This window comes from Gordonia sp. 852002-50816_SCH5313054-c, assembly GCF_001665925.1.
In the GTDB taxonomy this organism is placed as follows: domain Bacteria; phylum Actinomycetota; class Actinomycetes; order Mycobacteriales; family Mycobacteriaceae; genus Gordonia; species Gordonia jacobaea.
The window spans coordinates 14,633-38,300 of record NZ_LZTE01000023.1 but is presented as its reverse complement, the minus strand read 5'-3'; the positions used below and the strand labels follow the sequence as shown (position 1 = coordinate 38,300).

The window sequence follows — 23,668 nt, the reverse complement described above, 5'->3', positions numbered from 1 at the left end:
ATCAGATCGAATCTGCAGCTGCGACTTCAGTGCGGACACGGTCACGCAACGTGCGCACACCGGCCCCGTTGGAGCCTTCTCCGTCCCCGTTGGACGTGTCGCGGGGATCTGCGTCGTCGTCGTTGTTGTTGTCGCCGTCCGCGTGGGGCGAGACCTTTTCTTCGTGTGGGCCTTCTTCGTGCGGATCGATGTCGCTCTGGTCAGAAGTGACGTGGTCCTGTGACACCGCAGAGTCTGCCGACGCGGATGGTGCGGATACGACGCCGCTCGTCGTGGCATCGGTCGCAGTCTGGAACTGCTCGCCGTCGACGACCGCCGGCGGACGCGCGGTGGTCTCGTCGGTCCGCGTATCGGACTTTCGCGGCCACCATCGGTGGCGCGTGATGGCGATGAATCCTCGCGAGGGGTCGGGCAACAAACTCAAAGTGGATGCCAGCGTCGGGAGGCGGTCGAGATACTGCTGGGCGACGACTACGACGTAGTCGGCATGGCTGAGGTGATCGGCGAGGTCGGGGTCGGTGCCGAGCGGTAGACACTCGAGTACCTGCACGGCGTCGTGATGCGCAGATGCGCCCGCGAGCAGTTCGCCAACGCGACGTGCTCCTGACCCGGTTGATAGCCCAACCACGGCAATTGTGCCGCTGTCGGGTGAGCCCAATTGTGCGAAGAGGCTTCTGGCCGCCTCTTTCTCAGCGTCCGAGGGAACACTTCCAGATCGCTGCGGCACGATCACGGGAGTCATCGTCTTGGCGTTATCGCTGACGTCAGACGCCGACGTGATGAAGCGCTTTCGGTTGCGCCAGATCAGTGCGCTGCCCAGCCCGAGGATGGCGCCGACTACACCGCCGATGATGGCCATGACCGACCAGTTCGACGCTTTTCCTTCGGTTTCGGTCGCAGGCTGAACGACGGAAGCGGGAGCGCCTGCTGCCATCTGCAGTTGCAGCGCTGAGGCTTGGGTCCGCAATTCTGGGATGCCTGCGGTACGACCGGCGTCTTGCTGTTGGGTGATCAGCGCATTGATCGAGTTCAGTGCCGCAGTATTGCGATCTCGCAGCTGCTGTGACGTGTGATCCAGGTAGGTCGAGATCGCGGTGTCGACGGTGCGTTGGGCTTCGCTTTCAGTCGGCGACGACGACGAGATGGTCACCACGGCAGAATTACTGTTCTGCACCGCGCTGATCGTCGGATTGGTCGCTGTTCCCAGCTTCGCTTTCACGCTGTCGCGGAATCCCGAACCCGAAAGATACGCGATCTCGCCACTGACATAGCTCTGCAGATCGTCGGTGGAAGTCGGCTGTCCGCTGATCACAGCTGACACGCTCGCAGGCTGTTCTAGTCGAACCATTGCCTCCGCCGACTGCGTGGTGTCCCCCGTCTGCGACAACGCTCCCACCAGCGCACCTAGCACGGCGCACACCAGAGTTATCGGCCACAGTGCGACGACCCCACGCGTCAACTGGGCACGATTTAATACGTGCATCAAACTAACTCCCCCTATTTACTCGATGCTACCTTATCCGAGATCGCCAACTACACCGAGAATAATCCCCCCAGGCGACGAAACTCACATCGATTCCCCAGGATTCCGTCGGATTCGTCGTTTTTGAAAGTGGGGGTTAAGGACCTCAGTCTCCGCGTGTGAGGCTTGTTGTGTCCAGGCTTGGCACAACGGAGGGCGTCAAGGACTTCACCGGGAAAGGGTAAAGGCGAAGGCGACGAGTCGCGGGCTGGGATGTCACGCCTGAACCCAGGTCAACTAAAGCGAGCGCGCAATGCGCGTCGGTCGATCTTGCCCGGACCGCGCAGCGGAAGTTCGTCGACTTCGATGATGTCGCGGGGAGCGGCGTAGCGGTCGAGTCGTTCGACGACGGCGCCGCGGATGCGCTCAGCGTCGAATCTGCTTGTGTCAGAGGGGATGACGAAGGCGACGACCTTCTCGCCGAGACGGTCGTCGGGTAGTCCGACGACTGCGCACTCGCGTACGGAGTCGTCGTCGAGGATCACGGCCTCGACCACCTGAGGTACCACCGTGAGTCCGCCGGTGGTGATGGCTTCGTCGGCGCGGCCGATGATGCTCAGGACCCCGTCGTCGAGGCGGCCGAGGTCGTCGGTGATGAAAGTCCGTGCGCCGGGCGTGAGTGTGAAGGCCGGGTGGTCGGGGAGGTTGCGGTATCCGTGGGCGACCATCGGACCCGAGAGTACAACGCGCCCAACGCCTTCGGGGTTCGGATTGATGAGGGTGATGGTGACGCCGTCGAGCGGGATGCCGTCGTAGACGCAGCCGCCGCCGGTCTCGCTCATGCCGTAGGTGCGCACGATGGGTAGCCCGGCGTCGAGGGCGCGGCGCAGGAGCGGTGCGGGAGTCGCCGCGCCGCCGACGAGAAGCGCGTCGGCGGTTCGGAGCGCTGCGGTGGCACGTGGGGAGTCGAGGACTTTGATCAGCTGGGTGGGGACCAGCGAGGTGTAGCGGCGCGGACCGTCGAGGGCGTCGAGGGCGTCGGCGAAGGCGTCGGGGTCGAAACCGGACGAGACGTCGAGGACGCCCGGCGTGAAACCTGCTGCGAGTGCGCGGAGCAGGACTTGGAGTCCGGCGATGTGGTGCGGCGCGAGCGCGAGGAGCCAATTGCCTTGCCCGCCAAGGTAATTGTGCGTCGCTGCCGCAGATGCGGCAAGGGTGTGGGGCGTGTGTTGCGCGCCCTTGGGGGTGCCGGTGGTGCCCGAGGTGGAGATGACGAGCGAGATGGCGTCGTCGATGGGGGTGTCGGCGGCGAGAGCGTCCGCGAGGCGCTTCGCGTGGGCGGGGTCTGCGGTTGGCACTGGCAGGGCGGCGGGGGTGGTCTCGACAAGCTCGACCAGCGGGTTGAGCTCGACCAGCGGTTGGGGCTCGACCGGCGGTGGGGTGGTCTCGACAAGCTCGACCAGCGGTTGGGGCTCGACCAGCGAAGCCGGCGGGGAGGGGAGCTCGACCAGCGCGAGCAGCTCGTCGCGGAGGTCCAGGACCGTCGCGTCGGCGGGCAGGGGGAGTGGTCGCAGGATGCGGGTCACCGCAGCAAAACTACTCCGGCTCGGGGGCGTCGGGCGGTGGCGGGTCGAGGGGGTGGTCGTCGAACGGCCAGCCGCGTGACTCGAGGTAGGTGCGGACGCGATCGATGTCGGCCTCGTGGGGCAGCTCGTGGGTGACCTTGGAGATCTTGACCCCGGCGTCGATCTTGGAGATCGGTTCGGGCGGAGGCGCGGACTCGCGGATGAGCTCGCCCGAGACCTCGTCGACTTCTTCCTCACTGAGCTGTCGGCGTAGGAGAGCGACGAGGGGGATGTAGTCATCGGTGGGTACGCCGTCGGGATAGCCGGCGCGCAACCAGTCGATGATCTTCTTCAGAAATTGCGGCCGATCGGCCACGCGGTCCCCCTCTCGCACACGCAGACGCCTTACGCGTTCTGGTCTGCGATTCTAAGCGGTCCGCGCCTGCTCGGGGCAGGCGCGGACCGGTGTGGCTTGTGATGGCTGAGCAGCCTCAGCTCACCGTGATCTCAGTTGGGTCAGTTCAGATCGTGAACCTGATCCTTTGACTCCGCTGCCAACGGCCAGCCAACCGCGGCAAGTCGAGACGCGACCTGGTTGACCTCGTATTCGGTTGGCGGTTGGTCGGAGACCTTCGCGATTGCGTTAGAGATCTGCTCTTCGGTGAGCGGAGTTCCGATTCCCTGCTCGGCGGCGAGCTCCATGCAGATGCGCATGATCTGATCTTCGTCGAGCACCTTGGTCAGCAGTGCGAGCAACGGCGGGAAATCGGTGGCTGGGATGCCTTCGGGGTAGCCCTTGCGAATCCAATTGACGGCGGACTCGAACAGCGAGGTGTTGGCCATGATGCCTTTCGGTTCGAAATCGAAGTGTCGCGTTGCGCGGGGGCTACTTCTTATATGCCCACGAGGGGAAGATCTTGATATCGAAGTAGTAGTTGAGCGTCTGGCGGCAAATCCACAGCAGGCCGATCACGATCACGGCCGCGACGATCGCGAACAAGACGTAGCCGAGTGCACGTAGTGCCGGATTGGGTGCCGAGGTGGTGCCGTCGGCGTTGAGTCCGCCTTCGCCGCGCGACTCGCACACCATGCCGACAGCGAACAGAGCGGGCAGACCTGCGCCGAGAACCAGACCGATCGCGAAGACCTTGAAGATCGATTCGAGGATGTCCATGAGATTCAGCTTTTCCTTTTGTCGTCCGTCGTCGTCTCTGGTTGCCTACGTCATTGCTGTCGGATCGGGGAGCTGACGAGGTCCGTCCTGGCCTGCCGGCGGGATGATCGAGTTGGTCTCTTCGTCCCAATCGTCGTTCACGTTGTTGGAATCGACCTTGTTCTGCTGTGCGCGCCAGTACATGTAGGCCGACGCCGCGACGAGGACGAGGAAGATGACGACTGCGCCGAGGACGTCGCCGAGCAGGTGGCCGAGGCCGTAGCAGATCGCACCGATGAGTCCGGCTGCCGGAAGGGTGGTTACCCATGCGATCACCATGCGTCCGGCGACGGCCCAGCGAACCTGTGCGCCCTTCTTGCCGACGCCGGAACCGAGGATCGAGCCGGTGGCGACCTGAGTCGTCGACAGCGCCATGCCTGCTGCCGAACTGGTGAGAATGATTGCGGCGGAGCTGGCTTCAGCAGCCATGCCCTGCGGCGAGCTGATTTCGACAAGGCCCTTGCCCAGCGTGCGGATGATGCGCCAGCCACCGAGGTAGGTACCCAGTGCGATGGCTCCGGCGCAGCTGACGACGACCCAGATCGGCAGGCCGTGTGTCACCGACGACGCGCTCAGGTGACCGGTGCTGATCAGGGCGAGTGCGATGACACCCATCGTCTTCTGTGCGTCGCCGGTGCCGTGGGCGAGCGACACCAGGGAGGCGGTGACGATCTGGCCGCTGCGGAAGCCCTTCTCCTGCTTGGAGACGAGGACCGATGCGGTGATCTTGAAGATCAGCCAGGTGCCGACCGCGGCAACCGCGCAAGCGATGAACGGCGATGCGAGCGCGGGGATGATGACCTTCGACAGCACGCCGTGCCAGTCGATTCCGCTCATGCCGAGCGCCGCGATGCCCGACCCGATGAGTCCGCCGAACAATGCGTGGCTCGAGCTCGACGGTAGGCCGAAGAGCCAGGTGAAGAGGTTCCAGAGGATACCGCCAACGAGGCCGGCGAAGATGATCAGCAGCGCTTGGTTGACGTCGATGCCGGGGATCAGATTTCCGGACTTGTCTTGTAGGTGAAGGATGTTCTTGGTGATTGTCGCCGCGACCTCGACCGAGAGGAACGCGCCGACAAGGTTGAGGATGGCCGCGATTGTGACCGCAACCTTGGGCTTGAGGGCGCCGGTGGCGATGGACGTCGCCATGGCGTTTCCGGTGTCGTGAAATCCGTTAGTGAAGTCGAAGCCAAGTGCTGTGATGACCAGCAACACGAGGACAAGCATCTCTCCGCTCATGGGCAATATCATGCGACCCGCCTTAAGGTTTCGCATAAATTACGTTCGACTGCCGTAAGTTTGTGACCTGCGGGTTTGCCTACCCGCACACTGTGTTCACCTAGTGTTCACCGAACCGACCGTGGGCAGACACCATTTGCGCAGCTAATGTCCGATTTTTGTGTGTCGGGGGTCTCGACCAGCGGAGGGCGCTCGACCGCGGGCGGGGTGGTCTCGACAAGCTCGACCAGCGGGCAGGGCGCTCGACCAGCGGGCGGGACGCTCGACCGCGGGGCAGGTGGTCTCGACAAGCTCGACCAGCGGAAGCCGCGCTCGACCAGCGGTGAGTGCGGCCGACCAGCGAAACCTCACCCCGCTGGTCGAGCGGGCGCGAGCGCAGCGAGCACCCGAGTCGAGACCACTCCCAGTGCCGGGGTGGTCTCGACAAGCTCGACCAGCGGGGGCCGCTCGACCAGCGGAGCGGCGACGGTTGAACGAGCGCTCGGGCGGGCCTAGTGCGGCGTCGAAGCGCTGTGGAAGAATCCGAAACCATGACCGCTTCTGCCATCAAGCTCGGTATGCCCATCAACTACGCCGGCGATTTTCGCGAGACCATCGACAACCTCGTCGACTTCGAGGCGGCCGGTGTCGCTCGGATCGCGGTGCCTGAGGCATACAGCTTCGACGCCGTGAGCCAGCTGGGGTACATCGCGGCGCGCACCGAGAAGATGGAGCTGCAGTCGGCGATTCTGCCGATGTACTCGCGCACGCCGTCGAACTTGGCGATGACCGCTGCGGGCCTCGACTTCATCAGCGGTGGTCGCTTCGTGCTGGGCATCGGGGCGTCCGGCCCGCAGGTGATCGAGGGTTTCCACGGCGTGAAGTACGACTACCCGGTGGGGCGCGCTCGCGAGAACGCCGACATCTGTCGACTGATCTGGCGTCGGGAGAAGACGGAGTACCGGGGCAAGCACTACACCCTGCCGTTCACCAAAGAGGACGGCGGAACCGGGCTTGGCAAGCCACTGAAGATCATCAATCACCCTGTGCGTGAACGTATTCCGATGCTGCTCGCTGCTATCGGCCCCAAGAACACTGAAGTCGCGGCCGAGATGTTCGAGGAGTTCCAGCCCTTCCTGTTCCACCCCGAGCATGTCGACGTCGCGTTCGGTGAACCGCTCGCAGCGGGCAAGGCAAAGCGCGATCCGTCGCTGCCCGAGCTGGGCATCGTGGTGCAGGCGACCGCGCGAGTGACCGAGGACGCGGAGCAGATCGAGAACGCCTCGCAGATGGTTCGGCATCAGGCGGCGCTGTACATCGGCGGCATGGGCGCGCGCGGAAAGAACTTCTACAACCAGCTCGCCGTGCGTTACGGCTACGCCGACGCGGCCAAGGAGATCCAGGACCTCTACCTCGACGGCAAGAAGGTCGAGGCCGCCGCGGCGGTTCCCGCAGATCTGGTCGAGGCGATGAGCCTGATCGGTCCGCGTTCGCTGGTGGCAGAGCGCGTCGCGGCGTTCCGCGCGGCGGGTGTCACGTGCATCCTCGCGGCTCCGGTGGCGCCGACGCACAAGGAGCGGGTCGAAGACATGGCCCAGCTCGCGGAGATCTTCGCGAGCTGAGCCAGCCTTCGTCCGCATTCAGCGGTCAGTTGGTTTTCGCTGATGTGCTCGACGAGCTCTTAGTAGCGGTCGCTGTTGCCGTGGGCGTTGCTGTGGCAGTTGGCGTCGCGGTTGCCTTGGGTGTGGCCGAGGGCGTTGCGGTTGCCGTGGGTGTTGCGGTCGCTGTTGCCGTCGGCGTTGCTGTTGCCGTGGGCGTTGCTGTGCCTGTCGGTGTCGCAGTTGCCTTGGGTGTGGCCGTAGACGTTGCGGTTGCCGTAGGTGTTGCGGTAGCCGTTGGCGTGGCGGTTGCGCTCGACGACGCCTTGGATTGTGTCGTCGATTGAGTTGCTGCCGACGGCGTGGTTGTCGCTGGCGGTGTGGATGTTGCGGTGGCCGTCGAGGTCGTTGTCGCCGCCGCTGTTGTCGCGGTCGTCGTGACCGGGGCCGACGCGGTACTTGCCTGTGCGGCAAGCTTTGTGACAGTTGTGGTCGTGGCGGCATTGGCGCCGTACGCGTTGCCCAGTGCTGCTGCCAAGTCGTTCAACATCTGCTGGAACTGGGCAGCCAATGCGGCCATCATCTGCTGGAAAGCATCATTGAGCGCTGCCCCGGGGTCCGTGGTTCCGCCGCCGGTGTTGCCACCGCCCGTGTTTCCACCGCCTGTATTTCCACCACCTGTGTTTCCGCCGCCGGTCGACGGTGTGCCCGAATTGGATCCGGATGCGTACTTCGCGATGAGCTCGGCCAGGACCTGGGCCGCGGGTTTCGCGGTCCAGTCGGTATGGAAGAGCCCGAAGTTCTCCTCAGTACTGCTGCTCCCGGTGTTGGTGTCGCGCGTTTCGTAGATATAGATAGGTCCGGCGCCGGCCTGCTTCTGCCAGGTCTCGATGAAGTCCCGGATGAACTCAGCTTGTCGTGCTTCGGTGTACGCGCCGGTCGTCGGCTGGCCGTATTCGGTGATCCAGATCTTCTTCGCGGAGTCGCCATACTGCGCCATGAGCGCGCGGATCGCCGCGATCTGCAGCGATGGCGCGTCGGGGTGGTCATTGGTCGAGTACGACGCGTCGTATTGATACGGGTGGTACGAGAGGGCGTTGAAGTATCCCGCCGCGCCCGCCGCATACATCTGAGAGATGAAGTCGACCGGGTTCAGCGTGATGCCACTCGTAACGGCCGCCCCGACGACGCCGGCGATCACGACGGCGTTGGGGTCCGCCGCCTTGATGGCGGTGTAGGCGGCCTTCAGCATTGCCGTATAAGCAGCGGGATCGATGGGGTTATAGAAGAGCGTCGAATTGGGTTCGTTCCACACTTCGTAACCCGAAATCTTGCCCTTGTAGCGCGTTGCGATGGCAGTGGTGAAGCCTGCGTACACCGCCGGATCGGTGTGACCGCTGATGATGTTGCCTGCCCACCACGGTGTCGCGGCCACCGTCGCCACCAAGCTGATCCCTCGGGATTGTGCGGCGTTGACAAGTTGATCGAGCTGGGTCCAGTCGTACACGCCCTGACGATTTTCGACGCTGGCCCACGGGACGAGTACTCGCACGCTTGTCACACCCAGCGATTGGATTTTGTCAAGGGTTGCGTTCAGGTCGGCGCTGCTCATCGAGTACAGCGACGAGTCGGCTATGCCTATGGTAGTTGACGATTCATCGATAACTGCTGCCATAGTGTAAGGCAATGTGACGGTGCGAATCTGGGAAACGGAAGATTTAGCCGCCGGAGCGATGGTGGGAAACTCTGTGGCGACCAAACCTGTGCCGAGAAGTGCTGCGGCACAGAGTGTTAAAGACCTGGTGCGGAGACGTGATGCGGGCATCGGGCAGATTCCTGTCAGTTGCCCCCCTAGGCTACAGAGTAGATACGAAAACCGATTCGGTCGAGTTAATGGGGGGTAACTAAGAAATGCTATGAGGATTCTACCGGCGGATTCACAGAGGGGTTTCAGGTTGGCTGCGCACTATACGCTTACGGCTCGTGGACCGGTCCCGAAATCGGAAGGTCGACACCTTGTTCGGCTCGACGGGCCGCTCTGTGCGATGCGAGATCGGGGTCGGCAAGGTCGAGGTTCGCGGCTACGGCGCTCACGGCGGCCGACGCTTGGCCGTGACTGCCTGTTCGTCGACGCTTCCGCCGCGTCGTCGGGTTGGGTTGGGGCGGGCTCGGACCCGTGCAGAAAGTAGGGGAAGGGTTCTTTCCCCGAGTTGTCGACGTTTCTCCGCGAAACTACCCACGGAAACCCACAAAACCCGGGGAAGAACTTCTTCCCCGGGTTTCTGCACTGGACGGACCAGGATGGCGACCGAAGTGTCAGCCGGCGACGTGTCAGATGGCGACGGCGGGGCTGGGCGCCTCGATGGCGACGTCGGACTCCACCATCATCCGGACCAGTGACTTGAAGTCGACGCGAGGTTTCCAGCCGAGCTTCTCGTGTGCCTTGGTGGAGTCGCCGATGAGGAGATCGACCTCCGCGGGGCGGAAGAACTGGGGGTCGGTCTCGACGTAGCGCTCCCAGTCGGTGATGCCGACGGTCTCGAAAGCGACGTCGAGCAACTCGCGGATCGTGTGTGTCTCTCCGGTCGAGATGACGTAGTCGTCGGCCTCGTCCTGCTGGAGCATCCGCCACATGGCGTCGACGTAGTCTCCGGCGAAGCCCCAGTCGCGCTTCGCGTCCAAGTTGCCCAGCACGAGCTTGTCCTGAAGGCCCAGGCTGATGCGAGCCACAGCCTGTGAGACCTTCCTGGTCACAAACTCGGGCCCGCGTCGCGGTGATTCGTGGTTGAACAGAATGCCCGAGCTCGCGTGCATGCCGTACGACTCGCGATAGTTGATCGTCATGTAGTGCCCGTAGACTTTGGCGACGCCATAGGGCGAGCGCGGCCAGAGCAGCGTCGACTCACGCTGGGGTACGTCCTGCACCTTGCCGAACATCTCCGAGCTCGACGCTTGGTAGAAGCGCACGTCCTTGCCGGAGTCGTCGGAGTAGAAGCGCACGGCCTCGAGCATATTGAGAACACCGAGACCCGTTACCGCACTGGTCAATTCGGCGTTGTCCCAGGAGTACGCGACAAACGACACCGCGCCAAGGTTGTACACCTCGTCGGGCTGAGCCTTTGCCAGTGCCCTGATGAGGCTGGCCAGGTCGAGAAGGTTGCCGCTGAGGATCTTCACGTATGGGTGGCTGCGTCGCAGTGCCGGCAGCTTGGGGTTGTTCTGCCCACGGATCAGTCCGTAGACCTCGTAGCCCTTCTCGTGCAGCAACTCAGAGAGATAGAGCCCGTCCTGGCCGGTCACGCCCGTGATCAGTGCGGTTTTCAACGTGTGTTCACCTCAATGCTTGCCAGCAGCCGTAGCGATCCGGCGTCTGAAGGTTTGGACTAGGCAGGAGCAACAGGAGAGTCTGCATAGTGTGCGCGCTTGAATTACAACCGATTTTCGCCACCTCGGCAAGCGCAGTGGCAGTAGTCACAGGAGATGGCAAAACCGTATCAGGAAACCTGAAACATTCGCGACTATCGCGACGATATGGACTTAATGCCTAAGGCACGTTTCGTATGCTCAGGTGGGCCTGGGGTGGCGAATTCGTGCACTCAACCTCACAGAAAACTTGCGGTATCGGCGCCTGGGCTTTGTGTTTGGCTTGTAGCTCGCGACGTCGATCGGGCGCGCAACGCTCGGCGCGTCGCACCCAAGAAGTTTCCTCCCGTTCACCCGATGGAAACATGCGGTGAGCTGGTTCGACGCGTCGCGTGCGGACTTCGTTTGCCGATGTCAGTGCTAAATAGTGACGGTGCGCACATGGCGGTAACGAACTCCATTCTCGTGCCGAATGGTGTGATAGACACGTGTAGATGGCCATAATGTCCGATTCGTTCGGCTGCGCGTGTCAAGCATTTTGGGCGCCGGGCTTTTATGGCGGAGCCGCTTGCTGGAGCGAATAGTTTCCACGACTGGGTTACGCTTGCGCGGTGTGTATCGGGAGATGGTCGGCGGTTTCAACGATGAAACCGTTCTGAACACTGTGTATTCCGCTCTTGAAGTCAACGTCCACGAATGGCGGTTTCTAAGAAATCATGCGCCTCGCAATAGCCCACGACTACCTCACGCAAAGGGGTGGCGCCGAGAAGGTTGTCTTGGCTCTGGCAAAAGCGTTCCCTGACGCGCCCATCTACACCACCCTCTTCGACGCGGATGGTACGTATCCGGAGTTTTCCTCCATGGATATCCGGCCGAGCTTCCTCAACCACGTTGGCCCGTTGCGTCGAAACCATCGAGCGGCACTCCTCGCGTTGCCGCCTGCGGCACGGTCGGTAAAGATCGACGCAGATGTCGTGATCGCGAGTTCCAGCGGCTGGGCACACGGATTTCAGACGACCGGGCGCAAGATCGTGTACTGCTATTCGCCTGCCCGATGGCTCTACCAGACCGATGCGTATCTCGGTGACGGGGCCGGACTGGCAAAGCGTGTCACGCTGGCACTCATGGCGTCGTCACTACGTCGCTGGGACCGTAGAGCAGCAGCGCAGTGTGATCAGTACCTCGCCATCTCACGCGCCGTCGCCGGCAGAATCAACGACGTGTACGGACTCGACGCGGCCGTACTGCCAGCGCCGGTCACACTCACCGCACTGCCGGATTCCGCGATGGAAACGGTCCGTGAGATCGAGCCGCTTGTGCGAGAAGAGGACTCGTACTACCTGTGCGTGTCTCGATTGTTGGCCTACAAGAACGTGGACAAGGTGCTCGATGCTTTCGCCGGCAGTGGACGCAAGCTCGTCGTAGTCGGTCGTGGGCCTGAACGCGACGCGCTTGTGGCAAAAAATCTTCCGAATGTGACCTTTCTCCAGGACCTTTCGGACGCGCAGATGTCGTGGCTGTATCGACACTGCCGAGCAGTGGTTGCGGCGAGTCTCGAAGACTATGGACTCACGCCTCTCGAGGGCGCGATTTACGGAAAGCCCTGCGCTGTGCTGCGTTGGGGCGGCTTCTTGGACACCGTCGTCGAAGGTGTGACCGGCGTCTACTTCGACAATCCCGATCCGCGCTCGATTGCTCAGGCGGTGACCGCGTTGGAAGAGATCGAATGGGATCCACGCGTGATCGCGAACCACACGTCCCAGTTCAGTGAAGAGATGTTCAGTTCGGAGATGCGGCACCACGTCGACAAGCTGGTGCAGTACGCATGAGTACGTCAGCGCCGATAGCGCTCATCACGGGTGTCGAGGGCCAGGACGGCTGGTATCTGAGCCAGTTGCTCAAGGCCGAGGGATTCGAAGTGCACGGTACGGTTCACCGCGAGCCGAACATCGGGGACGAGACCGTTGAACAACTGATCGCGAACAGGGTGGGCGTCCACGTCGCCGATGTGGTCGATGGCGACAGAATGCGAATGCTGTTCGACGCCGTGCGGCCCGATCACGTCTTTCACCTGGCCGGCGTGTCTTCGGTTGCGCGGTCGTGGGAAGACCCGGTTGGCACGACTCGCACCAACTCCATGGGCACGGCTGTTGCGGTCGCTGAGGCACTTCGGTTTCAGGAGGTGTCGGGTAAACCCGTCACTTTCGTAAACGCTTCGAGCGCAGAGGTGTTCGCGGGATCTGGCCGCGTTCCGATCGACGAGACGGCCCCGATCGCACCGATCACACCGTACGGCGCATCCAAGGCGCTCGGTCACACACTCTGTGTTGCCTATCGAGCCAAGGGGCTCGCCGCGTCGAATGTGATCTTGTTCAACCACGAATCGCCCAAGCGCCCCAACACCTTTGTGACCGGCCGGATCGCGGAAACAGTTGCACGGATCGGGGCCGGAAGCCCCGAGACGCTCTCACTGGGCAACCTGAGCGCTCAGCGTGACTGGGGGTGGGCGCCCGACTACGTGGACGCGATGCGTCGGGTTGCACTGACCGGACGCGGCGAGGACTACGTGGTCGCTACCGGAACGCTGCATTCGGTCGCCGACTTCGTTGCCGCCGCCTTCGCTTCCGTCGGTATCGAGGATTGGGCAGAGCGAGTCGAGGTGGCAGACAACCTCGGGCGACCCAACGACGCCGCCGTGCTCGTCGGCGACTCGACGCGGTTGCGTACCGAGTTGAATTGGGCACCGACGCGGACCTTCGAACAAATCGTTGAGTCCATGGTCAATCACTACGCGCAGAAAGAGATGGCATGACGGTGGAAAGCGCCCGGCAGGACGAATCAACGGGTTCTGAGCAGAGCGAGCCGACGATCACGCTGCCGCAGCGAGACGACTTCACGCCGCGCTACGACTTCAACGACATCAGCAAGTTGGGCAAGGCGCGCAACAGGATCGGCATCCTGCTCTACAACTCGTTGATCACGCACATCCCGTCGCACACTGTGCGGCAGGGCTTTCTGCGAGCCTTCGGTGCGAAGATCGGGAAGGGGACGTCGATTCTTCGTGGCTGCCTCTTCTTCGACATCGACCAGGTGCGGATCGGCGACTACTGCTCCATCGGATTCCGATGCCTGTTCGACGCTCGATCGGGCATTCTGATCGGCGACAACGTGGTCATCGCGTCGGACACGCAGATCATCGCCGGGCACCACGATCCCAACAGCCCCACCTTTGCGCCGATTCTCAATCCGGTGCGGATCGGCGACTACGTGTGGCTGGCAAGTCGGTCGACCGTGCTCGCGAACGTCGACATCGGCCGAGGCGCGGTGGTTGGTGCCTGCGCGCTGGTGACGAAGTCGGTGAACGACCTCGAGATGGTTGCCGGTGTGCCTGCGAAGGTTCGCTCTATGCGCGATCCCGATGCGTTGCAGTACCGGCCGTTTTATCGGCCGCTGCTGTACTGACGGTCGGACCGGAGAGGATGCCGCTGCTGTGAACGCAGGACTACGGGTGATCTATGTTGCGCCGGAGACGGCTGCGGGTGGCGTCGGCGCATTTGCTGATCTCTTGTTGCCTGCGATTCGTGACCTGGTCCCCGACGTCGTCGAGATCCGCCACGGTAAGCCGGGATCGGACACAGTCGCACAACTGCGCGCGCGTCGTGCACAGATCGTCGAGGCGATCGCCGGTGCGGGTGGTCGCGACGTGGTCGTGCACAGCGAGCTGTCCGGCGGTTCCGTCGAATCCCTGTGGCCAACTGCGCGTCTGGGCGTTCGCTCGACGGCCGTTGTCCATGATCCGCCGAATCTGGTGTGGTGGCCGTTTCGGACGAAGTTCCTTGCGGACCGCAGGGTGCTCAACCACGGCCTGCATTTCGGTGCGCGCCCGGTGTCGCATCAGATCGAGAAGTACCTCGGCGCTCGACGTGAGTACTTTGCGCTCAGTGAGATCGGCGCTGAGTCGATTCGCGGCCGCTTCCCCGGGGCAACCGTGGCGCGGACCTACCATCCGACCACCACGAGCGTCGAACTCCCCGAGCCCTCGTTGCGTCCGCGTGCGGTGGGGCTCTTCGGGATTGTGTACCGAGGCAAGGGTTTTGAACACATTTCCCGAATCCGCGAGGTGCTGCCCGACGACATCGAGGTCCGCATCGCGGGCCGTGGAACGGAGTCGATTCCGTCGTCACCGGGCGTCACCGTCCTCGGCACGCTCGATGAGGACGAGCTCGCAGACTTCTTCGGCTCCATCCAGGCGCTGCTGATGCCGTATGGGCGACGCAGCCCGTACGGAATCGCATATCCGGCGTCAGCTGTTGCGGCACAGAGCATTTCCCATCAAACGCCCTACGTTTCGACCGATCACGGCGCGCTCGGTGAACTCGGCGCCGAGGGTGGAGCCATCGTCGTCTCCGGGGAAGCGGACGACCTCGCCGGTCTCATGGCTCAGCAGGCCGCACAGTTGCTCGACGACCCGGCCCGAATCGGAACCCTCCACGATGAGCTCGTGCGCCTGTGCAAGGAACGCACGCCCAAGCAGATCGCGGAAGCGCTCGTGGAAACGTGGTCGCGGTGAGCCGGTTCGCGGCGGCTCGCACACTGGCACAGTCGCATTCGCATCTCACGAAGGCACTCGTCGCGGCGATGTGGACGTACGGCGGGCGTGGGATCGGACTGCTGTGGACGTTGATCCTGATCGCCAAGCTCGGCATCGGCGGATACGGGCAGTACGCCATGGCGTTCGCCCTTGCCGCTATCGCAGCGGCTCCCGTCGACAACCCGTTCAGTGTCCGCGCCATTCGCGAGAGTGAGTCCCGCTTCCTTTCGGAACGATCGGGCCGGGTTCTGGTCGGTCTGACGGCAATGGCCGCCGGAGTGGCGCTCATCCCGGTCAATTACCTCGCATGGTTCGCGTTGCTCGTCGGCGGCGGCGAGATCGTCTTCAACGCCTACAAGAGCCGTGCCTTCCGCGACGGCGACCCGCACCGCGTCATGCGGATGGATACGATCCGGCAAACGACCAGTATCGCGCTCGGTACGGGCTACCTCATGCTGGCTCCGCAGCCAAGCCTCGTCGGCGCCAGTTTGCTCTATGCCGCACCGTATCTGGTGATCGCCTGCGCCTCGATTCGGATGGTCTGGGGCGTCGCGCCGAAGGCTCCCGGCACTCCGCGCATCATCGCGGTGCTGTTCACCGAACACCTTGCCAACGCGGTGTACATCCAGGGCGACATCCTGCTGTTGGGATTCCTCACGAACAGCGATGTGGCCGGCTACTACTCGGTGGCGAGCACATTCGCCTGGGCGGTCGCACAGGTCGGTCAATCGTTCGGCGTGACCTACCACGAGAAGCTGCGAGCCGCAGGAGGACACGCATCCGCCGGGCCGCCCAAGAAGCACGTGTTGGTCGTGGCAACAGGGGCGTCGCTGGTACTTCTGACTGTGGGCGTGGTGCTCCTGTTCACTCCGGTGGCCACCCAGCTGGCCGTGTCAATGATCGTGATGTCGGCGTTCGTGTTCCTGCGAGTGTTCAACTTCGTCTATACGACGCTTCTGTATCTCCAACGGCGCGACGCCGTGCGCACCATCTCGGCAGGCGCTGTCGCGCCGGTCAAACTCGGACTGGTGGCCGTCTTGGCGATGGCTGGGCTGGGTGCTGTCTCGGGCGCGATCGCGTCGGTCGTCGCCGACGCACTGCTGCTCGTGGTCCTCAGCCGGGCCTCTCGTTCTGGCCCACTGGAATTGGGCGACACCCCAGAGATGCTGGAATCGGGCGACATCCCAGAGACGCCAGCGCCGGAACGTGGCGGTCGACATCGTCGTGAAGAGCTTGAAAACGAGAGGGGGGTGCTATGGAGCGGGTAACTTTTCTGCTCTCCAAGGATCCGACGACCGAGCATGGTGGCGACATCGCACTGTCGCGCATCTTGCTCGGGATCGCGTCCGAGCACTACGACGTCGAGGCAGTGTGTTTATCCGGGGAGACGGGCCCGGCTGAGGACCGCAGCGTGACGCGCGTGCCCAAGCCGCCCGTCAGTGCTCGCTCGCTGCTGGCTCGTAGCGCGCGGCGTATGCAGAGCCTCTGCCATGTGCGTTACGACGTCGAAGCGCTTGTGGCCGAGATCAACTCGCGCGAATCGGATGTCTTCATCGCTGAGCACAGCTATATGGCCGAGTCGTTTCTCCGCTCTCGGCATGCGGGCAACACCCCGTTCGTGGTCAACACGGTGAACACCGAGTCGGAGGTCTGGAAGGCGACCCGCGGCTGGGTTGGGCGGGTGGAGGCGCCACGAATACTGCGGGACGAGGTCCGTGTGGCGAGGGCTGCGGACGCCGTCGGAACCTACGATCGCGAAGAGGCCGAGTTCTATCGGAGCCAGGGAGTTCCACTGGCGCGCTGGATCGACCTGACATTGCCTCCTGCGCCCCGATTGGATCTGACGAGCACCGCGAGGCGATTGGTGTTCATGGGAACGAGAGACTGGCCTCCCAACCAGGAAGCATTCCTCACAGCCCTGCGACTGTGGCCGAGGATCTCTGAGGGCATCAGCGACGCCGAACTGTGCATTATCGGGGCGAAGAAGCCGGGCGCTGCCGATCCGGAGTATCCCGACGGGGTTCGGGACCTGGGTTTCGTCGACGATCTGCAAGAGTTCTTGGGTACGTGCCGCGCGCTGATAGCGCCGGTCTCGACCGGTGGCGGTGTGCGGGTCAAGATCCTCGAGGCCGCGGCCAAGGGCCTCCCCGTTGTGGGGACGTCGGCCGCGATCGGATCACTCGGGCCGGTGCTGGGCCTCGACCCGTGTGATTCTGACGACGAATTCATCGCCGAGTGTCGACGGTTTCTCCTGGAAACCGATTATTCGACGAAGAACGGGTCGGAACTGTATGAAAGGAATGCCTCGCGGTGGGACGCGGGCGTGCCGCAGGAGTCCGTGCTCGGTTTAATTGCTCGTAGCCCCGTGCCCGCAGGCAGATGAGATCATGGAACCACCACAGTCACGACCGGCCACAGTCACGAACCCCTCACATTCACGAACCTCTCACATTCACGAACTCCTCACATTCACGAACAAGGACTGGATATCGCAATGAAGGCGATCGAACGACGAGATCACGAAGGCCCTTCGGCGTTGAAGAAGGGGGGTGTCTCCCGTGTGGCCCCTCGCTGGGCACGGCCGATGATGGTGATAGCGCTCCTGGTCGCAGTCGTTGGTGCCCTCACGACTGCCACGTCCGGCCAAGCACACGCCTTCCCGCGAGCCGAGTTCGGTTTCAGCGAGGGCGGGTATTCGCTCAAGAGGTCGAATGCGCAGTTGTCTGCGACATACGACTCGGCATCCGAGTTGGGAGCTACGTGGTCGAGGATGGTCGCGTACTGGCCCGATATCGAGCCGTCGCCCGGCAAGTTCGATTGGTCCAACACCGACCGACTGGTGAATGGCGCCAAGGCGCGCGGATTCCGGGTCGACATCATTCTGCTCGGCGCGCCGACGTGGGCCGGCGGTAACGGTCTACCCGGCACTCCGCCCAATGCGGCTGCCTTCGGCAACTTCGCTGCGGCTGCGGCGCGCCATCTCGGCAACAGGGTCGATGCGTACGAGATCTGGAACGAGCCCAACCTCGTCAACATGTTCACGCCCGTCGATCCCGCGCGCTATGCGTCGCTACTGCGCGCTGCCTACCCGCGGATCAAGGCGATCGATCCTTCCTCGACTGTGCTCAGCGGTGGACTCGCGAGTACGACGGCGTTGAACCTCGGTGCATATACGACTCCACCCGTCGAGTTCCTCAGGCAGATGTACGCGGCGGGCGCTCGAGGCTTCATGGACGCTGTTGCCGATCACCCGTACACGTTCCCGTTCACCGCTGACCGAGACCCGAATGCGCGGTGGGCGCAGACTGCCCAGATGTACGACATCATGCGCGCCAATGGCGACGGTGGAAAGAAGATCTGGATCACCGAATTCGGTGCACCGACAGGTACCGGTAACGGCGCGGTGAGCGACGCATCGCAAGGCGCGATCCTCACGAGTGCGCTGCGCGAAGGGGCGTCGAGGCCCTACATCGGTCCGATGTTCCTGCACTGCATCCAGGATCCGGGTTCCAACCCGTCGAACGTCGAAGACAACTTCGGTGTCACGCGTATCAACAACTCGAAGAAGCCGGCGTTCTGGGCGGTCAAATCCCAGATCCGGTGAGCCGGGTATCGCTCCCGCGTCACCTTCTCGTCGCACTCGCAGCGGTGGTCGCTGTCGTGAGCTCGGTGTCGTGTGGAGCGGTGGGCACGTCGAATCAGACGAGCGGTTCGGAGAAGGTGCACGTGCAGGCGCCGCCGCCCACAACGCCCGAAATGGCGTTCTCCGGAGGCGGACGGTTGCTGTGGGCATCCGACGACGAACTGCGGCGGTACGTCGCGACGGTTGTCGACTCCGGCGCTCGTATGGTGCGTTTGGATTTGTCCTGGCCGCTGCTGGAACCCGCTGAGGGAGTATTCAATTGGGCTCCGTTGGATCGCGTGGTGAACGCTCTGAGGTCGAGCGGTATCGACGTGTTGGGCATCATCGACTACACGCCCGCATGGGCATCGGGGCACAGCGACCTGGTGACGTATCGCCCCAACACCGCGGCCGAGTACGGCGATTTCGCGGGAACCGTGGCGTCGCGCTACAAGGGACGAATCAAGGCGTACGAGATCTGGAACGAGCCAAACGGAACGCCCTACTTCCGTCCCGGACCGGACCCAGAGTTCTACACCTCGATGCTGCGGGCTGCCCATACCGCCATCAAGACGGAGGATTCGGCGGCATTGGTGATCGGGGGTGCCGTGGGATTGGCGCCAGACACCGAGGTCAGCATGAATGCGCGAGTGTTCATCGATCGCATGTATCGGGCGGGCGCCGGAGGACACTTCGACGCGTTGTCGGTGCATCCCTACAGCTACCCCAACGGGCTGACGGCCAACGCGGACAACAGGGACTCGCTCGTGTCGATGCTCGCTGACATTCGTGCCGAGATGGTCGAACGCGGCGACGGTGGTCAAAAGATATGGGCCACCGAGGTCGGCTACCCCTCGGGGGGCCCGGGTGGCAGTGAATCGCGCCAGGCAGGCCTGATCACGGAGTTGGCAGCAGACTGGGCGCAACTGCCCTACGGCGGTCCGGTCTTCATTCACGAACTGGTGGATCGTGGGGTTTCGGACGTCGACAACGGGTCGACAACGGACTTCGGCTACACCACGGTTGCTGCGGAGACATCATACGGAGTCGTGCGCTCGGACTTCACGCCCAAGCTCGCTTTCGCCAAGGTGAAATCGCTTGTCGCGCAGGACACGATCAGCAATCCGACGGTCGACAGGGTGCGCTCCGCCGCAGCGGAAGCCGCAAGCATGCTCGGCGAGGCGAGAACACCCGTGTATCAGACGACTTCGCGCAGAGGAATTGCCCAAACGGTGCAGCGGTACGCCTCGGGACGGGTGATATGTGGGTCAGCGGGCTGCTACGCGGTGCCTGCCGTCCTGGTCGACTACGTTGCGCTCCTGGGTTACCCGCCGTCGGGCGCGTTCACGGGGACAACGCAGGACATCGATTCGCCCGGCGGCACAAGGGTGTTCTACAAACCCGGAACCGGAGTCCACTCGCTGTCGGGTGAGATGCTGAAGGCTTGGTCGCCCGACGTGGGGTATCCCGTCGCCGAACAGCAGGTCATCGACGGCGAGACGATCGTGCAGTGCGAGAACGGTTCCATTGTGTACAGGCCCGGAGGTAAAGCGGTGGTGAGGTTTTCGTGAGGAAATGGGTGCGTAACCTTCTCATCGCGGTGGTGGTGCTCATGGCCGTGTTCGGGCTGCTCATAGTGGTGGCAATCGCGCGGCCGCTCCTTCATCGTGGGAGCAACGATCTGGGAATCCACCAGACCGTCGACGCTCCCGGCGCGGTGATCTCGGCGCGCGAGGTCTTCGATATTCCGCTCAGGCTGAAACTCGCCAAAGTCCATGCCGTGCACGTTCTCTACGCCTCGCGTGATGCCTCCGGCGTGATCCAGCGGGTATCCGGGACCGTGTTCAAACCAGACGGCGCCGCCCCGGCCGGGGGTTGGCCGATCATCGCGTTCGGCCACGGGACGAGCGGAATCAATCAGCCGTGCGCGCCGTCGAGCAGCTCGGGTATGGATGGTGCTGCGGCGCTTGCGCTGGGCCTGACAAGTGCGAAATACGCTGTGGCAGTGCCTGATTACCAGGGTCTCGGAGCGCCGGGAGTGCACCCTTACCTCGACAACGTCACCGAGGGCCACAATGTGATCGACTCGGTGCGTGCATTGCGCACGGTGTTCCCGGAATCGTCGAAGCGGTGGGCGGCATACGGCGGATCACAGGGAGGCGGTGCGGTGTGGGGGGCGGCAGATGCAGCGCCATCGTATGCGCCGGAACTCGACCTGCTCGGAGCGTCGGCGCTCGTACCTGCGGCAGACCTCACCGGGCTCGTCGACAAGGCGCTCGCCGGGACCCTTACCCGCGACCAACAGCTTGTGCTGCAATGGATCGTCGAATCCCGAGCGCGTATGGACCCGAACTTCCATCGCGACGACTTCCGCAAGGGTGCAGCTGTCGAGGGCTGGAACACGTTGTCGGCGTGCGACAGGTCGCTCGCCAAACGGCGAGACGAGATCGCCAAGAACCTCGGACCGCACGATATCGGTCCGCAGAATCCGGCTGCGGCACAACAGTTGCGGGATGTACTTGCTGCATACGCGCTGCCGAAGAACCGTTCCGCGGCACCGCTGCAGATCACCTACGGGACGGCCGACACCTTCATCGACGTCGCGTGGACCGACGCCGCCATCCGGCGCGCGTGTGAGTTGGGAGATACGATCACCATCGATCGGCAGCCGGGCAAGGGGCACGGAGACATCAACGGCGATGCTGTGATCCCTTGGCTGCTCGACCGATTCGCCGGAAAGCCGGCCCCCAACAACTGTTGATCGGATGAGACCGTGCAGGAACCGAACACAGCCACACCCGCATTCGATCTGACGCCGGGTTCACCCGATCAGTTGGCGCGTCACGGCGATTCCGGTCGACGAGAACAGGCGGTGCGCCGAGCCAAGGACAAGGTGCTGCGGCTGCTGGCGGCCGGCGAGCCTGCGCCACAGGTCGACTCCCCGTATCTGGTGGTCCCGATTCTCGGCCAGTCGAATGCGGTGGGCGACAACGAAGTCCAGCCGGATGACATGTCGCCGGGAACGCTACCCGTACACCAGTGGCCTGGGTGCGGAAGACGTAAGGGACAAATCCTGCTTGCCACAGACCCGCTACTGCATGAGATACCCGCGGGCGGCGTCGGTTTCGGCCGGTCGTTCGGCGAACACTTGGCGGCCGACACCGGTCGGCCGGTGCTGCTCGTTCCGTGCGGGCGTGGTGACACGTCGTTCTATCCCAAGAATGGTTACAGCTGGGACCCTGCTGATACGTCGGCGCGGGTCAACCTGTTCACGTTCGCGGTGACGCAGATAGAAGGCGCACTGGCGGCGGCGGGGCCATCCGCTCGGGTAGCTGCGTTTCTCTGGCACCAGGGCGAGTCCGACGTCCCGCTGCTGGCGCCCGATGCCTATCGAGCGCGACTCGAGTCCGTTGTCACCGGGCTCCGGTCTCGCTTCGGCGATGCTCCATTCGTCCTCGGCCAGATGGTTCCCGAGGAGATCGAGAGTCGACGCGCCGAGTATGCGGGCATCGACGACGTGCACAGGACCCTGCCACGGACAGTCGATAGCTGCGCTTTTGTGCCGGGACCCATCGGTATGGCCAAGTTGCCGACCGAGATCATCCACTACAGCCGCGCCGGTCAGCGGGAACTGGGTGACCGAATGTATGCGGCGTATGCCGAGCTGTCGTCGATAGGAGAGTCTCGCTGAAACCGGCCTGTCGGCTGGGTTTCAGTACGCGCCGTCGCTGGAGATCACAGCGCGAGCCGTCCTCCACATGATCATCAGATCGTGTGTGATCGACCAGTTCTCGACGTAGGAAAGGTCGAGGCGGACGGACTGCTCCCAGGACAGATCCGACCTGCCGGACACCTGCCACAGCCCGGTCATCCCCGGACGCACGAGCATGCGGCGCGACGTCGGGTCGTCGTAGGTGTCGACCTCTTCACGCAGGGGAGGACGCGGCCCGACGAGGCTCATGGAACCGAACAAGACGTTGAAGAGCTGCGGGATCTCGTCAATGCTGTACCGGCGTAGGAACGCTCCCACCCGGGTGACCCGCGGATCGTCCCGGATCTTGAACAGCACCCCGTTCCCTTCGTTCTGGTCGGCGAGTTGGCTACGCAGCCTGTCGGCGTCCACGACCATCGACCGGAACTTCCACATGTGGAACGGAATGTTGTTGAGTCCTATGCGTTCTGCCCGATAGAAGACGGGACCGCGAGAGTTGAGCTTGATTGCGATCGACACCACGATCAGCGCGGGAGTGAAGGCCAAGAGCAGAAGTGCGGCACCGACCCTGTCGACCGTCGCCTTCAGCAGGCGGTTGGCGCCGTGATACTGAGGCTTCTCGATGTGCAGCAGCGGAAGGTTGGCCACCGGACGGACCGACATCCGAGGTCCGGCGACGTCGGTGACGCCCGGGGACACCAGGATATCGACGTTCATCCCCTCCATGCTCCAGGACAGCTCCCGCATGGCGGAGTGACCCAGAACCTCGGCGGACGTGACTGCCACTGTGGTCGCGCCGCACAGTGCCACGGCCTCACGGGCGTCGTCGAAGGTTCCGATGATCGGAACCTTGCGCTCGCCCACTTCGAGTGACGACGCGTGCGCTTTCGACGAATCCTCGGGAACGCATAGCCCCACCACCTGGTAACCGAGCCGGGGATGAGCGGAGAGGTGTTCGATGAGTGGCGCGGCGGAGCGACTCGATCCGACGACCAACACCTGGTGCTGGTCGACGCCCTTCTCCCATCGCCGCGCGATTGCTTTGCGCCACACCCAATGTGCGATGAGCAGTGCCAGAGTGCCGAAGGGGAGGGCGATTGCGATGAAACCACGCGCCACGTCGAACTTGAAGACGAGGTCGAGCATGGCGATGATGCCGAACGCAATCACACTCGATTTGAGAATGCGGGTGTATTCCGCGTGTCCGGCGCCGATCACCCGTCGGCTGGAGGTACCCGAAACCTTGAGAACAGTACTCCATAGTGCAATGAGAGCCAATGGAAGCACGATGAATGGAAGGTTAATATCTCCCACCGGATTCAGC

Annotated in this window: 20 protein-coding genes; 11 read left to right on the top strand and 9 right to left on the bottom strand. The window is 63.3% G+C overall.

Annotated elements, in window-relative coordinates:
• Window position 1: 1 nt before the first annotated feature.
• From A5788_RS02500 to A5788_RS02475, 6 genes are all read right to left on the bottom strand, one after another.
• A complete protein-coding gene (locus A5788_RS02500; protein WP_156525429.1) occupies window positions 2-1,321 on the bottom strand; it encodes a hypothetical protein in 1,320 nt (439 codons plus the stop codon).
• Between the two features lie 434 nt (window positions 1,322-1,755).
• Window positions 1,756-3,048, bottom strand: coding sequence for an o-succinylbenzoate--CoA ligase (gene menE, locus A5788_RS02495; protein WP_269449576.1), 1,293 nt, complete (start codon window positions 3,046-3,048; stop codon window positions 1,756-1,758).
• Window positions 3,049-3,058: 10 nt separating this feature from the next.
• Window positions 3,059-3,403 (bottom strand): DUF3349 domain-containing protein, encoded by a 345-nt coding sequence (locus A5788_RS02490; protein WP_064867111.1) that lies wholly within the window; start codon window positions 3,401-3,403, stop codon window positions 3,059-3,061.
• A 140-nt stretch (window positions 3,404-3,543) separates the two neighbouring features.
• Complete coding sequence (locus tag A5788_RS02485; protein ID WP_064867113.1) at window positions 3,544-3,870, bottom strand: DUF3349 domain-containing protein; 327 nt, start codon at window positions 3,868-3,870, stop codon at window positions 3,544-3,546.
• A 43-nt stretch (window positions 3,871-3,913) separates the two neighbouring features.
• Complete coding sequence (locus A5788_RS02480) at window positions 3,914-4,201, bottom strand: hypothetical protein (protein WP_049700840.1); 288 nt, start codon at window positions 4,199-4,201, stop codon at window positions 3,914-3,916.
• 45 nt (window positions 4,202-4,246) lie between these two features.
• Window positions 4,247-5,479: an inorganic phosphate transporter gene (locus A5788_RS02475; RefSeq protein ID WP_231894263.1), complete on the bottom strand. Its 1,233-nt coding sequence runs from the start codon at window positions 5,477-5,479 to the stop codon at window positions 4,247-4,249.
• A gap of 530 nt (window positions 5,480-6,009) precedes the next feature.
• On the opposite strand from A5788_RS02475, the gene A5788_RS02470 reads away from it, so the two are divergent.
• Window positions 6,010-7,080: an LLM class F420-dependent oxidoreductase gene (locus tag A5788_RS02470; RefSeq protein WP_049700874.1), complete on the top strand. Its 1,071-nt coding sequence runs from the start codon at window positions 6,010-6,012 to the stop codon at window positions 7,078-7,080.
• A 25-nt stretch (window positions 7,081-7,105) separates the two neighbouring features.
• On the opposite strand, the gene A5788_RS02465 is transcribed toward A5788_RS02470, so the two are convergent.
• The gene (locus A5788_RS02465; protein ID WP_064870658.1) at window positions 7,106-8,881 is read right to left on the bottom strand and encodes an endo-1,4-beta-xylanase; all 1,776 of its coding nucleotides are present in this window, start codon (window positions 8,879-8,881) and stop codon (window positions 7,106-7,108) included.
• 506 nt (window positions 8,882-9,387) lie between these two features.
• Entirely contained in the window at window positions 9,388-10,380 is a 993-nt protein-coding gene (locus A5788_RS02460; RefSeq protein WP_064865251.1) for a GDP-mannose 4,6-dehydratase, read from the bottom strand.
• A gap of 755 nt (window positions 10,381-11,135) precedes the next feature.
• Here A5788_RS02460 and A5788_RS02455 point away from each other — a divergent pair.
• From A5788_RS02455 to A5788_RS02410, 10 genes are all read left to right on the top strand, one after another.
• Entirely contained in the window at window positions 11,136-12,248 is a 1,113-nt protein-coding gene (locus A5788_RS02455; RefSeq protein ID WP_064865255.1) for a glycosyltransferase, read from the top strand.
• Entirely contained in the window at window positions 12,245-13,231 is a 987-nt protein-coding gene (locus A5788_RS02450; protein WP_064865258.1) for a GDP-mannose 4,6-dehydratase, read from the top strand. Before A5788_RS02455 ends, A5788_RS02450 begins: the two co-directional genes overlap by 4 nt.
• Window positions 13,228-13,881 (top strand): acyltransferase, encoded by a 654-nt coding sequence (locus tag A5788_RS02445; RefSeq protein ID WP_049700845.1) that lies wholly within the window; start codon window positions 13,228-13,230, stop codon window positions 13,879-13,881. The genes A5788_RS02450 and A5788_RS02445 overlap by 4 nt, the downstream gene beginning before the upstream one ends.
• 28 nt (window positions 13,882-13,909) lie before the next feature.
• Entirely contained in the window at window positions 13,910-14,989 is a 1,080-nt protein-coding gene (locus A5788_RS02440) for a glycosyltransferase (RefSeq protein ID WP_064865261.1), read from the top strand.
• A complete protein-coding gene (locus A5788_RS02435) occupies window positions 14,986-16,278 on the top strand; it encodes a lipopolysaccharide biosynthesis protein (RefSeq protein WP_231894343.1) in 1,293 nt (430 codons plus the stop codon). Before A5788_RS02440 ends, A5788_RS02435 begins: the two co-directional genes overlap by 4 nt.
• Window positions 16,266-17,393, top strand: coding sequence for a glycosyltransferase family 4 protein (locus A5788_RS02430; RefSeq protein WP_064865268.1), 1,128 nt, complete (start codon window positions 16,266-16,268; stop codon window positions 17,391-17,393). The genes A5788_RS02435 and A5788_RS02430 overlap by 13 nt, the downstream gene beginning before the upstream one ends.
• A 111-nt stretch (window positions 17,394-17,504) precedes the next feature.
• Window positions 17,505-18,614 (top strand): cellulase family glycosylhydrolase, encoded by a 1,110-nt coding sequence (locus tag A5788_RS02425; protein ID WP_231895591.1) that lies wholly within the window; start codon window positions 17,505-17,507, stop codon window positions 18,612-18,614.
• Window positions 18,611-20,203, top strand: coding sequence for a cellulase family glycosylhydrolase (locus tag A5788_RS02420; protein ID WP_064865271.1), 1,593 nt, complete (start codon window positions 18,611-18,613; stop codon window positions 20,201-20,203). The genes A5788_RS02425 and A5788_RS02420 overlap by 4 nt, the downstream gene beginning before the upstream one ends.
• Before the next feature lie 8 nt (window positions 20,204-20,211).
• A complete protein-coding gene (locus A5788_RS02415; protein ID WP_231894341.1) occupies window positions 20,212-21,393 on the top strand; it encodes a lipase family protein in 1,182 nt (393 codons plus the stop codon).
• 12 nt (window positions 21,394-21,405) lie between these two features.
• Window positions 21,406-22,323, top strand: a complete 918-nt coding sequence (locus A5788_RS02410; RefSeq protein WP_049700851.1) for a sialate O-acetylesterase — start codon at window positions 21,406-21,408, stop codon at window positions 22,321-22,323.
• Between the two features lie 21 nt (window positions 22,324-22,344).
• On the opposite strand, the gene A5788_RS02405 is transcribed toward A5788_RS02410, so the two are convergent.
• On the bottom strand, window positions 22,345-23,631 hold the full coding sequence (locus A5788_RS02405) for a sugar transferase (RefSeq protein ID WP_231895438.1): 1,287 nt from the start codon (window positions 23,629-23,631) through the stop codon (window positions 22,345-22,347).
• Between the last annotated feature and the right edge of the window lie 37 nt (window positions 23,632-23,668).